The following is a 14,276-nucleotide window of genomic DNA, read 5'->3' as shown; positions in this document are numbered from 1 at the left end:
CTTTCATTATCATCATTATGATGGTCAGTTTCTCTCCATCAATCTGATGCCACTGGCAATAAAACGGCTCCTAACTGTTTCCAGCCAGGAGCCGCGTGTGAATCATATCACAATTTACTGTTGAATCGTCAGCTTCTTTATCTGGCCATTACGAGTCACGATGACGTAACCGTCATTCAGCGCGAGCGGACCCACTGCAAAGCCGCTGTCATTAACCAGTTGCTGGGCAATAAATTCCCCGCTATTGCGATCAATCCAGTGCAGATAACCTTCCGCGTCACCGACCACCAAATAATCATCAATCATTTTTGGCGCAGTGAGCAAACGATGCTCTAACTGAGTATTACTCCAAAGCTCGGTACCGCTGCGGGTATCGACCGCTACCAGATGATCTTTATCGGTAACCAGATAAAGACGGCTACCATCCGTCGCCATGTCGGTGGCTGACGAGTAATTGCGTTTCCAGATTGGCTGGCCTGAACGTAAATCGATCGCGATCAATTGCCCGTTAAATCCAACCGTAAACAACGTGCCACCGATGACCAATGGGGAGGCATCCACATCGACAAGGCGATCAATCTCGGTTGCACCTTTTGGCTGACCGACAGGTTGTTGCCAAATCAGTTGACCACGTTCAGCAATTGCCGCCGCTAGACGACCACTTGGGGTCCCCCAAAATACACCACCCGCAACCGCTGTTGGACGGCTATCACCGCGCAGCGTGAGGTTAGGCACTTCCGTACTGATCGTCCATTTCTGCGCCCCATCTTCTTGGTTAAGCGCAATCAGAGCACCACGGCTGGTGTTCACGATAACGATGTTGTTATCTGCCGCGGGGGCGGCTAACACTTCGCCTTCAATCGCTGAAGCCCATAGCGGTTCGCCGGTCTCTGCGTCTAAAGCATTGACTACGCCATTTTCGCTACCAATGAATAATTTACCAAACGCTGCGGTAATACCACCGGACAAGCGTGCCGAGCCTTCAATCTCAAGATCCGTGCTCCAAATCACTTTACCGTTTTGCGGATCAAGTGCTTTTACTACCCCATCTCGACTCGCCACGAAGACTTTGTCGTAAGCATAATCAGGAGCCAGTTTTGAGAAATAGTGCCCAACACCATCGCCCACCGAAGCGCTCCACAGCGTTTTCGGCGTAAATTCGCTTTTGACGACAGGCAACGGCGCCATAATGACGTTTTCTTCTTCACTAGCACAACCCGCGAGCAGAGCTAACACACCCGCAGCGACCAGCACTTGATTGAACAGCTTCTTCATCAGGGAGTGCCCTTACTTCGCGAGATCATCCAGTTTCATTTGCAGAGTTTGGCTAGCATCCTCTGCCTGTTGCGCTTCGGTGTAAGCGGCATAAGCAGCTGCACTATCCCCTTTACGCATCAAGATATCACCGCGCAGCTCTGCCACTCGGCCAGCCCAAGATTTCTCTTGAATGCTGGTTAGCTGAGTTAATGCGTCATCAAATTGGCCTTGCTCAGCCTGTAAGCGAGCAACACGGAATGTCAGCAAAGGTTTCAGTGCAGCATCCTTGGTTGCTCCTTTTGCCCACTCCAATTGCGCTAACGCTTCATCCAGTTGACCCGCGTCCACTTGAGCTTTGGCTAACTGCATTGCAGCCAAAACTGCGTATTCGGTCTCTTTATTGGCATCAATAAAAGTTTGGATAGTGCCTTCTGATTCAATGCCTTTTGCCTGCAATGCATCCATCGCTTTGCTGTAGCTTTGCGATGCCGCTTCTTGCGCAGCAACCACAGAGTCTTGGTAGTAGCGCCAACCAAATAGGCCACCAAGGCCAATTACCGCGCCAAAGATCACCGCTTTGCCGTTCTCTTTCCACCAATCTTTGATCGCTTCAACTTGTTGTTCTTCAGTATCGTAGAGTTCCACTTCCTGTCCTCTTATTTAAAACGTGCTGCAGGAGAATTAGGCTAAATGTGCCAGTAGTTTAGCTACTTCAGCTTGGGCAACAGTATTCTGCTCGCCTCCCGCCAAATCTTTTACCACAACGGTTTGGGCTGCCACTTCATCTTCACCCAAAACCAAGGCAATCGCCGCGCCCACTTTATCCGCGCGTTTAAATTGCTTTTTAAAATTGCCGCCACCGAAGTGAGTCATCACACGTAGGCCGGGCACTTGCTCACGTAACTGTTCCGCAAGCTTCATTCCCGCCATCATGGTGCCTTCACCTGCAGTCACCATATACACATCTACGCTGCGACGGACATCCGTATTACCGAGTGTTTCCATCATCAGCACTAAACGCTCTAGGCCCATAGCGAAACCTACCGCAGGGGTTGGTTTACCGCCCAATTGCTCAACCAAGCCATCATAGCGGCCGCCGCCACAAACGGTACCTTGCGATCCCAGACTTTCGGTGATCCACTCAAAAACCGTGCGGTTGTAATAATCAAGGCCGCGAACTAAACGTTGGTTTACCGTGTATTCGATACCCGCCGCATCCAGAAGTTCACACAAGCCAGCAAAATGTTGTTTTGATTCAGCATCGAGATAATCAGAGAGCTGAGGGGCATCACCTAAAATCGCTTGTACATCAGGATTCTTCGAATCGAGCACACGCAACGGGTTGGTGTACATGCGGCGCTTGCAATCTTCATCCAGCACGTTTTGGTACTGCTCAAGATAGTCAATCAAAGCGGTGCGATAATTAGCGCGAGCTTCTAGAGAGCCAATCGAGTTGAGCTCTAAACGCACATGTTGTGCAATACCCAATTCGCGCCACAGACGTGCCGTCATCATGATCAGTTCAGCGTCGACATCGGGGCCATCTAGACCAAACACTTCAACACCACACTGATGGAATTGACGGTAACGACCTTTTTGCGGACGTTCGTGACGGAACATTGGTCCCATGTACCACAAACGTTGCTCTTGGTTGTACAGCAAACCATTTTCGATACCAGAGCGCACACAGCCCGCCGTACCTTCAGGGCGCAGTGTTAAGCTATCACCGTTGCGATCTTCAAAGGTGTACATCTCTTTTTCCACCACATCGGTCACTTCACCGATGGCGCGGCTAAATAGATGAGTCATCTCAACGATTGGCATACGAACTTCACTGTAACCGTAAGCGCTGATTACATTTTTCACCACGCCTTCCACTTTTTGCCAAAGTGGAGACTGGGTTGGGAGACAATCGTTCATGCCTCGGATTGCTTGAATAGTTTTTGCCACAATTCTTACCGTTATATCGTTGAGATTAATCTTGCTCTACTTGTTTGATATCGATGCGATTTTTTTCATCTAATCGTGCCGCTTTAGCGCGAATTCGCGCTTCCAGTTGAGCGACGAGATCATCGTTATCAAATCGCTCTTTTTGACGCACGCCATCTTCATAGAACGCACTTTTCTTATTACTGCCCGCTAATCCTAAATGAGAAACTTCCGCTTCACCTGGACCATTCACCACGCAGCCAATGATTGACACATCCATTGGTGTCAGCACGTCTTCTAGACGCTGCTCAAGGGCATTCACAGTACCAATCACATCAAACTCCTGACGTGAACAGCTTGGGCATGCAATAAAGTTAATGCCACGCGAACGAATGCGCAGCGATTTTAAAATATCAAAACCAACTTTGATCTCTTCTACCGGATCGGCCGCCAGCGAAATACGCAGCGTATCGCCAATACCTTCCGCAAGCAGCATACCTAGGCCTACAGCTGACTTAACTGAACCAGCACGCGCGCCACCCGCTTCAGTAATGCCAAGATGCAGAGGCTGATCAATCTTTTTCGCCAGCAATCGATAGGAGTCTACCGCGAGGAAAACATCAGAGGCTTTTACGCTGACTTTGAACTGATCAAAGTTGAGGCGATCTAAAATATCCACATGACGCATCGCCGATTCCACTAAGGCTTCTGGCGTCGGTTCACCGTATTTCAGTTGCAGTTCTTTTTCTAGCGAGCCGCCATTCACCCCGATTCGAATCGGAATGCCTTTATCGCGCGCGCAATCCACCACTGAGCGGATCCGCGCTTCGTTACCGATATTGCCCGGGTTGATGCGTAGACAATCCACACCGTATTCCGCCACTTTTAGCGCAATACGATAATCGAAGTGGATATCGGCCACTAAAGGCACAGAGACTTGTTGTTTGATCAGTTTGAACGCTTCGGCAGCTTCCATAGTCGGAACCGAAACACGCACAATGTCCGCCCCCACTTTTTCCAAAGACTTGATCTGCGCAACTGTGGCAGCCACGTCAGTGGTTCGGGTGTTGGTCATTGACTGTACGGCGATGGGCGCACCATCACCAATAGGAACGTCGCCCACATAGATACGTGTCGAGGGGCGACGTTTGATAGGAGACTCATGTTGCATAGACATTTTTCTAAGGTAAGGTCAATCTTGCTACTTTGCCGGAAGTATACCCAGAAAGGTCGACGGGTTCACTCGCTAATGTGATTGAAACGCCTTCTGGTGCACCCAACACCAATTTATAAGGGCGCTGGCCACTCAAACTCACACTCTGCCCTGCTTTTTTCACACCCGTTGACAGTGTTTTGCCAGTAGCATCTTTGACTTGAATCCAGCAATCGGCAGAAAAATTCATCACCAGCAGCGCGGAAGCGCTCTCAGTGGAAGAGCTTACAGGTTGACTAGGTGCACTAGGCGCCGCTTCAGTTTGAGTCACAGGCGCAGCTGCCGCTGGAGCTTGAGACTGAACTGGAGTTTGTCCTTGAAGCTGAGCAGGTGCTACTGGTGCCGCCGCCGTTTCTTCAACCACAGGTTTATCTGTCACCACATCAGCTTCATTCGGTGCTGGCGGAGTCAATTCACTGGCCTCACCAGAAAGAGACTCTTGTCTCATCGGTGCCTCTTCACTGGCTGGCGCCGCATCTTGTAGCTCATTGAGTGGAGGAACGGTTGCGAAGTCTTCATTGGCAAGACTGGTGTCATTGCTAGACTGAATATCCGAAATAGCACTCGGCGCAATGGTTGTTTTATCCGGGATTAAGCTGTTCTTCTGGCTATTTTGCCACCACCACAAGGTCGACATGCCGACGATAACCGCTAAGATCACCCAAGTGATCAGCATGATTCGGCTGTCGTGCAACTGACGCTTGGTCTTTTTCGAGAAGCTTTTCATATCCGGCTGCAGTTCTGGCTTTTGGCAATAGCTGTCATCAAAAGCACACAAGATCTCAGATTCACGAATACCCACCGCTTTGGCATACGAACGCAAATAACCGCGAGTAAAAGTGGCGACTTGACCATCTTCAAAACGGTTCTCTTCAATGCTTTGGATAATAGAAAGGCGTAATCTGAGGCGGTCAGCGATTTGGCGCTGAGTCAGCCCCAAATCTTCACGTTTTTGCTTGAGTAAAGTGCCGGGAGCAACTTTCTCGATAGCAGGTTGATTTACTTGCTCGGTCGTCTCAGTTTGGTTGTAATCTTGCTGTTCAGTATTCATCCGTAATTTCAATCTCTTAGTCAGGACTAAGCCGCTGGGCCATTCACTTTTATTTTTGATTATAGGTAGTAATGGAACAACTTGGCTTAATCGGTGCAATCGGTTAGCGCGTCGCTTGGGTATAGCTCAAATCAAGTTTGAGAAATTTGCCTCATTCTAATAGATATTGTTGACTAAACAATAAAGAAATGGCCAATAAATCACAGTTAGCTCAAGGTTTTTCTTTGATTTGACATTTAAACGCAGTGATTTGTTGCCATATTAGGCAAAAATAAAGCCAGAGAAACATCTCTGGCTTATCTTATAACATCAATTACAGTGTTTTCACTGGAATCGCTTGTCCATCAAATTGTTTAGCTTTGGTTCGTTTAGTGCGATCAATGACATCTCCCACCAACTGCCCACATGCCGCATCAATGTCATCACCACGAGTTTTACGAATGGTGACGGTATGCTCATATTGCATCAAGGTTTTTTGGAAACGGTCAATGCGTGAATTACTTGGCTTCTTGTAGGGTGAGCCCGGATAAGGGTTAAACGGGATCAGGTTAATTTTACAAGGCGTCCCTTTCAGTAATTCCGCCAACTCGTGAGCATGCTCTGTACCATCGTTCACATGATCCAGCAGCACATACTCAACGGTCACCTTACCGCGGTTAGCATTTGAGGATGCAATATAGCGACGCACCACCTCTAAAAACGCTTCGATATTCCAGCGATCGTTGATCGGCATGATTTCGCTACGCAGCTTGTCATTCGGCGCATGCAATGAGATAGCCAAAGCCACATCGATTTGGCCAATCATCTGCTCTAAACCAGAAACCACACCAGAGGTAGAAACGGTCACACGGCGCTTAGAAAGACCAAAACCGAGATCATCGAGCATGATCTCTAACGCTGGGATGAGGTTTTTCATGTTGAGCAAAGGCTCACCCATGCCCATCATCACCACGTTAGTGATAGGACGACGCCCAGTTTCTTTCTCTAGACCGATTTCACGTGCCGCACGCCAAACCTGACCAATGATTTCTGAAACGCGTAGGTTACGGTTAAAACCTTGCTGCGCCGTTGAGCAGAATTTGCATTCCAACGCACACCCTACTTGGGAAGACACACACAAGGTTGCGCGATCATCTTCTGGAATGTAAACCGTTTCCACATCCTGATCACCCACACGCATTGCCCACTTGATGGTGCCATCCGCCGAGTGTTGCGCTTCCGAGACATAAGGTGCACGGATCTCACACTTGGCTTTGAGCTTTTCACGCAGCTGCTTGTTGATGTTATTCATTTGATCGAAGTCATCACAACCAAAGTGATAAATCCACTTCATGACCTGCTCGGCACGAAACGCTTTCTCACCCAGTTCTTCGGCAAAAAACGTGCGCAAACCCTTGCGGTCAAAATCGAGTAGATTGATTTTTTCTGTGGTCATGGTGCCTCTCAGGAAGACGGAACAGTAATTAAGGGCGCGAATTGTACAGCCTTTATTCAGCAACAACAAGGGCTGCAAAACCGCGTCTTTTCTAAGGTGTTAATTCAAGACAGGTTATGTTTTGTGCAAAATTTAGGCTCCACACTGGGAGCCTAATTAATCTGTCTTAAAGACTATGGACGAGGGCAGATTTCTGATTCTGGAAAGAAAAATTCAATTTCACGAGCGGCGGATGCAGGGCTGTCGCTACCGTGTACTGAGTTGTAACGCATGCTCAGTGCATAATCGGCACGCAGAGTACCGCAGGCGGCTTCTTCTGGGTTAGTTTTCCCCATCAATTCACGGTAACGTGCAATTGCGTTTTCACCCTCTAAGACCTGCACCATGATCGGGCCAGAGGTCATAAATTCTTTCAGCGGTTCAAAAAACGGTTTGCCTTCATGCTCAGCGTAAAAGCCACTCGCTTGCTCTTCCGACAGGTGAACCATTTTCGCGGCAATGATCTGCAAACCGGCTTTTTCAATACGGTGGTAAATCTCACCAATCAAGTTACGCTTCACCGCATCCGGCTTAATGATCGAAAATGTTCTTTCTAGAGCCATAAAATTTCCTTTTGTTTATTGTGCTTATGTTATACCCAAGCGACTTGGCGTCGCAGATAGTCGGCAAGGGAGTTCACCTCCATCAGCATAGACACACTATGTGATTAGGATGAACGAACAGAGCCAACACCGCTGCAGCATCAAATTGGAAGGGTATACTCTTATTAATAAAAACAAGGCAGCTATACAAGCTGCCTTTAAATTTATGCTTGCTGCATCAAAATACGTGCGAGCATTTTCACGCCCATGCCCGTGGCTCCTGCAGCCCATTTATCGCTGGCTGACTTGCGATACGTGGCTGAACAATCGAAGTGTAACCAACCTTTTTGGTAGCCTTCCACGAAATAAGAAAGGAAGGCCGCTGCGGTGCTGGCTCCCGGCGTGTAATCGCCGTTACTAATGTTTGACAGATCCGCAAAGTTAGAAGGCAGCATTTCACGGTGGAACTCAGCTAAAGGCAGAGCCCACAGCGCTTCATTCTCTTCTTTTGCCGCAGCTAATGCTTGTTGGCTCAGCGACTCATCATAAGAAAGCAGTGCGTGGTAATCATTACCCAGCGCGTTTTTCGCCGCTCCGGTTAAGGTTGCACAGTCGATAATCAATTGCGGTTTCTGTTCACTGGCGTAGATAAGACCATCGGCCAGCACCAAACGGCCTTCCGCATCGGTGTTCATGATTTCAACGGTTTTGCCATTTTTGTAGGTGATGATGTCACCAAGCTTCAACGCACGGCCGGAAACCATGTTTTCCGCGCAGCATAGAATGAGTTTCACGCGCTTGTTGAAGCCGCGCATGATAGCCAAACCGAGCGCACCAGTGATCATGCCTGAGCCGCCCATGTCCGCTTTCATCGCTGACATCATGTTGGAAGGTTTTAAGCTGTAACCACCCGAGTCAAAAGTGATGCCTTTACCGACTAAACACGCGAATACCGGTGCATTTTCATCGCCCGTTGGGTTGTAGTCGAGTTGCAGCATCGCGGACGTACGCTCAGAGCCACGGCCTACAGCGTAAATCCCCTCCCACCCTTCAGTGAGCAGATCTTTGTCTTTGACGATACGGTAAGAAACATGGTCAGGCGCAAGCGATTTGATGAACTCTGCTGCCATGGTCGCCAATTGGCGTGGTGCAACTTCTTCCGCGCTTTTGTTGATGATATCGCGTGTCCAATCCGTCGCTTTAATGCGCGCTTCTAGCTCTACTTGTTCAGCAGCCGCTAACGCTTTCCACTCGACGGTATTGCGCTTTTTCGCATCACGGTAACCTTGATAGAAAGCCCAAATGCTCTCCAGTTCCCAACCTTCTCCAGCCAGGAATGCCGTGCGGATACCTTGATTATCTAACTTACGAGCTGCGCGTTGGATCGCGCTGAAATCTTGTGTTTGTTGCAGGTGAATGGTTGCACCTTGCTCTGCAAAAGAAATGAGCGCTTTCTCTCCCCACTGAGGCTGGGCAGCTTGAGTACTCAAAAATACAGACATCTGTGTAGACATGGTTTCTCCTTGTCTTAAATATTGGCTTTGCCTGTGCCATCTCATTAAATCGCCAAGATGTTAGCATTATGTCGAGGCAAAATGTCAACCGAATAAAAAAACGGACCAAATGGTCCGCATTTTTTGCTAAGAAGTGTTAACTCTGTGGGGTTTCTCCCCCGGCTAAACAAAGCAAGCGCCATATTGATTGACCACTCACTTCATTTTGCATGAGATGAATTACTCGAATTCATCCATCCAGCACAGAATGACGGCTTCAAGGATTTTTTCGTTGGAATGATTCGGATCATCGTCAAAATCTTCCAACTCCATGATCCAACGATGCAGATCGGTAAAACGTACGGTTTTGGGATCGACATCGGGAAACTTGTCACACAGCTCAATCGCGATATCGCGTGAATCTGTCCATTTCATGGTTAGCCTTCCTATTGGTTTTACCTCGGCTGCGACCGAGGCTAAGAATTAATGATCTTCGCTTGCGTGGTTTAGCGTGTATTTCGGGATCTCGACGACGAGATCTTCATCCGCCACTCGAGCCTGACAGCTGAGACGAGATTCTGGCTCCAGACCCCAAGCTTTATCCAGCATATCGTCTTCCAGCTCATCACTCTCTTCCAGTGAATCAAACCCTTCTCGAACGATACAGTGGCAAGTAGTACAAGCGCACGATTTCTCACACGCATGCTCAATAGCGATACCGTTTTTGAGTGCCACATCAAGAATCGTTTCCCCGGTTTGCGCTTCTAACACTGCGCCTTCCGGGCAAAGGGTTTCATGAGGCAAAACAATAATCTTTGGCATGTTGGTAATCTCTTCAAATCTCGTCAACGGAGTGGCCAGCCAGTGCGCTACGAATCGATTTATCCATTCGTCTTGACGCAAAATCCTGACTCGCTTTGTCTGTGTCTTTTATTCCTTGCTCAATGGCATCCGCATTATCGCCATTGCGCAGTTCAATCAAGCGCTCTATCGCCTGTAATAAAGTTTGGCGCTCTTGCTCGTTCAGCAGCTCATCACCATCCGCTTGCAGGGCTGAAACTAAGCCTTCAATCACGCGATCGGCTTCTACGCGCTGCTCTGCCAACGCACGCGCCAGCATATCCTCTTTAGCATAGGCCATGGAGTCTTTGAGCATCTGGGTGACTTCGTCATCGCTTAAACCATAAGATGGCTTAACCTGAATCTCTGCTTGTACACCGGTGCTTTTTTCCAAAGCCGTTACGGAAAGTAGACCATCCGCATCCACTTGATAAGTCACGCGAATGTGCGCAGCACCTGCCGCCATCGGCGGTATACCTTTGAGTGAGAAGCGTGCCAGAGAGCGACAGTCATCAACCATTTCTCGCTCACCTTGTACCACATGCACACTCATCGCCGTTTGCCCATCTTTGAAGGTGGTAAACTCTTGCGCGCGAGCAACAGGAATAGTGGTGTTGCGTGGGATGATTTTTTCGACCAAACCGCCCATGGTTTCAATCCCCAAAGAGAGAGGGATGACATCGAGCAGCAACATTTCTGCATCCGGCTTATTGCCGGCCAGAATGTCCGCCTGAATGGCCGCCCCAATCGCGACCACTTCATCCGGGTTAATGCTGGTCAGTGGCGTGCGGCCAAAAAACTCGCCCACTTGATTGCGCACAAACGGTGTGCGGGTTGAACCGCCCACCATCACGACTTCAAGCACCTCATCCGCTGCAACACCGGCATCTTTCAATGCGCGACGGCAAGCAAGCAGCGTCTTTTTCACCAATGGTGCAATCAGGTTTTCCAACTCTTCACGAGTAAGCGTACCTTGCCAGCCAAGCACATTCAGCTCAGCCGTCATGTGTTCTGTTAGATCGATCTTGGCTTGTGTCGCGGCGTTAATCAGCGCGCGCTGCTGCTCAGCGGTTAAGCTGGTGAGTCCGATTTGTGCTTGCAGGTGATCGGCGATCAGATGGTCAAAATCATCACCGCCCAGTGCAGAGTCACCACCGGTTGCGAGCACTTCAAACACGCCGCGTGAAAGGCGTAAAATCGAAATATCGAAGGTGCCGCCACCTAGATCGTACACCGCGATCACCCCTTCTTGGCCTGAGTCCAAACCATAAGCAATCGCCGCTGCTGTCGGCTCATTGAGTAAACGCAGCACATGCAAGCCCGCTAACGCCGCAGCATCTTTGGTGGCAACCCGCTGCGCATCATCAAAATACGCTGGTACTGTGATGACCACTCCCGCCAATTCGCCACCTAAGGTGGCGGTGGCACGTTCTGCCAAGGCTTTCAAAATATCGGCAGAGATTTGAATGGGATTTTTATCCCCTTGCGCGGTTTGCACAATCGGCAAACCTTTCTCACTCGCTTTAAAGCGGTAAGGCAGATGAGGATAACGCTGGTTGATGTCTTGCAGTGAACGTCCAAGCAGACGTTTTACCGAAATCACAGTGTTGTGCGGATCGGTTTCAGCTTGTTCACGAGCAGGATAGCCGACGCGAGTCGCATCAGCACCATAGTTCACCACTGAGGGGAGAATACTACGCCCTTGGCTATCGACGAGTGTGCTTGCGGTTCCGCTGCGCACAGAAGCGACCAGTGAATTCGTGGTGCCTAAATCAATACCCGCAGCCAACTTATGCTGGTGTGGTGCCGAACTTTGCCCCGGCTCTGCAATCTGAAGTAATGCCATCAGTTGTTCCTTTGAATCTTGAATTAGCCAAGCAGTTGGTCTTCGACTCGTTCTACTTCATTTTTGAGTTTGGCAATAAATTTGAGCTTTCTGATCTGATCAGCCGCCGCTAACCACTCACTTTGAGCTAATTGGCCTTGTAGCTGTGCGAGATAATGACGCTGCATCGCGGTTACCTTAGTGTCAAAAGCGACTAAGGCGGCCTCTGGATCTGCACAAGCCGTCATGGACTCTAGTTCTTCGCGTAGCTCCATCTGTTCCATCAGAAACATCGGATCTTGCAGCGTCTGCTGCTCAGCGTTCATCTCTATGCCTTGTAACGACAAAAGATATTCCGCGCGGCGGAGTGGATCTTTCAGTGTCTGATACGCATCGTTAATTTGCGCGGCTTGCTGCACTGCCATTAGGCGGTCACGCTCAGAAGCGGTAGCAAAATTATCCGGATGGAATCGTTTCTGCAACGCTCTGAACTGAGAAGAAAGAAGGCTACCATCCAGTTCAAACTGGATCGGCAGCCCAAATAATTCAAAATAATTCATCTTGATAGCGGTCCTGTGATCGAGAACAGTCTCGATGGTCAGTTACCGTTAAACGTTGAAGCTTTCACCACAACCACATTCGCTTTTGACATTTGGGTTGTTGAATTCAAAGCCTTCGTTTAACCCTTCTTTTTTGTAATCGAGTTGAGTGCCATCTAAATAGACCATGCTTTTGGTGTCAATGATCACCTTCACACCATGGCTTTCAAATACGTGGTCTTCTTCGTTGAGATCATCAACAAACTCGAGCACATACGCCATTCCCGAACACCCAGTTGTCTTGACACCAAGACGTAAACCGATGCCTTTTCCACGATTATCCAGAAAAGTTTTTACTCGGCTTGCTGCGGTTTCGCTAAGAGTGACGGCCATACTTCAACCTTATGATTTCAATAAATTAAAGGGTGGGAGCGCTCGACGCTCCCAAACGAATTAGTGTTGATGCTTTTTCTTGTAGTCCGCAACAGCGGCTTTGATGGCATCTTCGGCTAGGATTGAGCAGTGAATTTTCACCGGTGGCAATTCGAGCTCTTCGGCGATTTCACTGTTCTTGATCGCAGCCGCTTCATCAATGCTCTTGCCTTTCACCCACTCAGTCACTAGCGAGCTAGAAGCAATTGCGCTACCACAGCCGTAAGTTTTGAATTTTGCATCTTCGATGATGCCTTCTGGTGATACTTTGATCTGCAAACGCATTACATCACCACACGCAGGTGCGCCAACCATGCCGCTACCTACAGAAGGATCTTCTTTATCAAATGAACCAACGTTACGTGGGTTCTCGTAATGGTCAATGACCTTTTCGCTGTATGCCATGTTCGTTACCTCGAATCCTTTATAACCTTGGAATGATTAGTGGTGTGCCCACTCAACCGTGTTCAGATCTACGCCGTCTTTGTACATGTCCCAAAGTGGAGACATCGCACGCAGTTTATCCACTGCTACGCGGATCAGTTCGATCGCATAATCAATCTCTGCCTCGGTCGTGAAACGACCAAAAGAGAAGCGAATTGAGCTGTGTGCCAGTTCATCGTTAAGACCCAGAGCGCGCAATACGTAAGAAGGCTCAAGGCTGGCTGAAGTACATGCACTGCCTGACGATACGGCCAGATCTTTCAGTGCCATCAGCAGAGATTCACCTTCTACAAACGCAAAACTGACGTTGAGATTGTGTGGTACACGCTGCTCCAGATCACCGTTAATGGTCACGGCTTCCATATCTTTAATGCCATCAAGCAGACGATTACGCAGCTTCAGTGCGTGATCGTAATCTTGCTGCAGCTCTTCCTTCGCGATACGGAACGCTTCACCCATACCCACAATTTGGTGAGTCGGCAGAGTACCAGAACGGAAACCACGTTCATGACCACCACCGTGCATTTGTGCTTCAAGACGAATACGTGGTTTACGGCGTACATACAAAGCACCAATACCTTTCGGGCCGTAAGCTTTGTGCGCAGAAAGAGAAATCAGATCAACCTTCATCTCTTGGACATCCATCGCTACTTTACCCGCGGATTGCGCTGCATCAACATGGAACACCACTTTACGTGAACGGCACAGTTCGCCGATCGCTGCGATATCTTGCACCACGCCGATTTCGTTGTTTACGTGCATGATAGAAACCAAAATAGTGTCATCACGCATCGCGGCTTCAAGCTTAGCCAGATCTATCAAGCCATTGCTTTCTGGATCAAGATAAGTCACTTCAAAGCCTTCACGCTCCAATTGGCGCATGGTATCCAGTACCGCTTTGTGTTCGGTTTTGCTGGTGATGATGTGCTTGCCTTGCTTGTTATAGAAGTGAGCAACACCTTTGATCGCGAGGTTGTCAGATTCAGTAGCACCCGAAGTGAACACAATTTCACGTGGGTCTGCATTCAGCAGGGCTGCGATTTGCTCACGCGCAGTGTCTACCGCTTCTTCTGCCTGCCAGCCATAACGGTGCGAGCGCGAAGCTGGGTTACCGAAGGTACCATCCATCGTCATGTACTGAACCATTTTTTCAGCTACGCGCGGATCAACCGGGCATGTCGCTGAATAATCTAGATAAATAGGCAGTTTCATTTTCTACTCCAGTGTAAACCTTGCC

At 48.9% G+C, this 14,276-nt stretch carries 15 protein-coding genes; all 15 read right to left on the bottom strand.

Going from position 1 to position 14,276, the window contains the following annotated elements:
• Window positions 1-114: 114 nt before the first annotated feature.
• Complete coding sequence (gene bamB, locus GOU96_RS02790; RefSeq protein WP_113591189.1) at window positions 115-1,275, bottom strand: outer membrane protein assembly factor BamB; 1,161 nt, start codon at window positions 1,273-1,275, stop codon at window positions 115-117.
• Between the two features lie 12 nt (window positions 1,276-1,287).
• Complete coding sequence (locus GOU96_RS02785) at window positions 1,288-1,902, bottom strand: YfgM family protein (RefSeq protein ID WP_000424767.1); 615 nt, start codon at window positions 1,900-1,902, stop codon at window positions 1,288-1,290.
• Between the two features lie 36 nt (window positions 1,903-1,938).
• Window positions 1,939-3,207 carry a histidine--tRNA ligase gene (gene hisS, locus GOU96_RS02780; RefSeq protein ID WP_001140461.1) on the bottom strand — a complete coding sequence of 423 codons (1,269 nt, stop codon included), beginning with the start codon at window positions 3,205-3,207 and terminating at the stop codon, window positions 1,939-1,941.
• 25 nt (window positions 3,208-3,232) lie between these two features.
• Entirely contained in the window at window positions 3,233-4,357 is a 1,125-nt protein-coding gene (ispG, locus tag GOU96_RS02775) for a flavodoxin-dependent (E)-4-hydroxy-3-methylbut-2-enyl-diphosphate synthase (protein WP_267780754.1), read from the bottom strand.
• A 10-nt stretch (window positions 4,358-4,367) separates the two neighbouring features.
• Entirely contained in the window at window positions 4,368-5,450 is a 1,083-nt protein-coding gene (gene rodZ, locus GOU96_RS02770) for a cytoskeleton protein RodZ (protein WP_267780756.1), read from the bottom strand.
• Window positions 5,451-5,763: 313 nt separating this feature from the next.
• On the bottom strand, window positions 5,764-6,885 hold the full coding sequence (locus tag GOU96_RS02765) for a bifunctional tRNA (adenosine(37)-C2)-methyltransferase TrmG/ribosomal RNA large subunit methyltransferase RlmN (protein WP_000206068.1): 1,122 nt from the start codon (window positions 6,883-6,885) through the stop codon (window positions 5,764-5,766).
• Between the two features lie 173 nt (window positions 6,886-7,058).
• Window positions 7,059-7,487, bottom strand: a complete 429-nt coding sequence (gene ndk, locus GOU96_RS02760; RefSeq protein ID WP_001162850.1) for a nucleoside-diphosphate kinase — start codon at window positions 7,485-7,487, stop codon at window positions 7,059-7,061.
• Between the two features lie 203 nt (window positions 7,488-7,690).
• Entirely contained in the window at window positions 7,691-8,980 is a 1,290-nt protein-coding gene (gene pepB, locus GOU96_RS02755; protein ID WP_053034903.1) for an aminopeptidase PepB, read from the bottom strand.
• 219 nt (window positions 8,981-9,199) lie between these two features.
• Window positions 9,200-9,394 (bottom strand): Fe-S cluster assembly protein IscX, encoded by a 195-nt coding sequence (iscX, locus tag GOU96_RS02750; protein ID WP_000872174.1) that lies wholly within the window; start codon window positions 9,392-9,394, stop codon window positions 9,200-9,202.
• A gap of 48 nt (window positions 9,395-9,442) precedes the next feature.
• Window positions 9,443-9,781, bottom strand: a complete 339-nt coding sequence (gene fdx, locus GOU96_RS02745; RefSeq protein WP_001124187.1) for an ISC system 2Fe-2S type ferredoxin — start codon at window positions 9,779-9,781, stop codon at window positions 9,443-9,445.
• Window positions 9,782-9,794: 13 nt separating this feature from the next.
• Window positions 9,795-11,645, bottom strand: coding sequence for a Fe-S protein assembly chaperone HscA (gene hscA, locus GOU96_RS02740; protein WP_134986921.1), 1,851 nt, complete (start codon window positions 11,643-11,645; stop codon window positions 9,795-9,797).
• Window positions 11,646-11,668: 23 nt separating this feature from the next.
• Window positions 11,669-12,184, bottom strand: a complete 516-nt coding sequence (gene hscB, locus GOU96_RS02735; RefSeq protein WP_267780761.1) for a co-chaperone HscB — start codon at window positions 12,182-12,184, stop codon at window positions 11,669-11,671.
• A 48-nt stretch (window positions 12,185-12,232) separates the two neighbouring features.
• Window positions 12,233-12,556, bottom strand: coding sequence for an iron-sulfur cluster assembly protein IscA (gene iscA, locus GOU96_RS02730; RefSeq protein WP_000301571.1), 324 nt, complete (start codon window positions 12,554-12,556; stop codon window positions 12,233-12,235).
• Window positions 12,557-12,616: 60 nt separating this feature from the next.
• The gene (gene iscU / locus GOU96_RS02725) at window positions 12,617-13,000 is read right to left on the bottom strand and encodes a Fe-S cluster assembly scaffold IscU (RefSeq protein ID WP_000331703.1); all 384 of its coding nucleotides are present in this window, start codon (window positions 12,998-13,000) and stop codon (window positions 12,617-12,619) included.
• A 36-nt stretch (window positions 13,001-13,036) separates the two neighbouring features.
• Window positions 13,037-14,251: an IscS subfamily cysteine desulfurase gene (locus tag GOU96_RS02720; protein WP_042987947.1), complete on the bottom strand. Its 1,215-nt coding sequence runs from the start codon at window positions 14,249-14,251 to the stop codon at window positions 13,037-13,039.
• Between the last annotated feature and the right edge of the window lie 25 nt (window positions 14,252-14,276).

The sequence above is a fragment of the Vibrio sp. R-1 genome (genome assembly GCF_035615595.1).
Taxonomy (GTDB): domain Bacteria; phylum Pseudomonadota; class Gammaproteobacteria; order Enterobacterales; family Vibrionaceae; genus Vibrio; species Vibrio cholerae.
The sequence above is the reverse complement of the archived record's forward strand: the minus strand, read 5'-3'. Positions and strand labels throughout refer to the sequence as shown.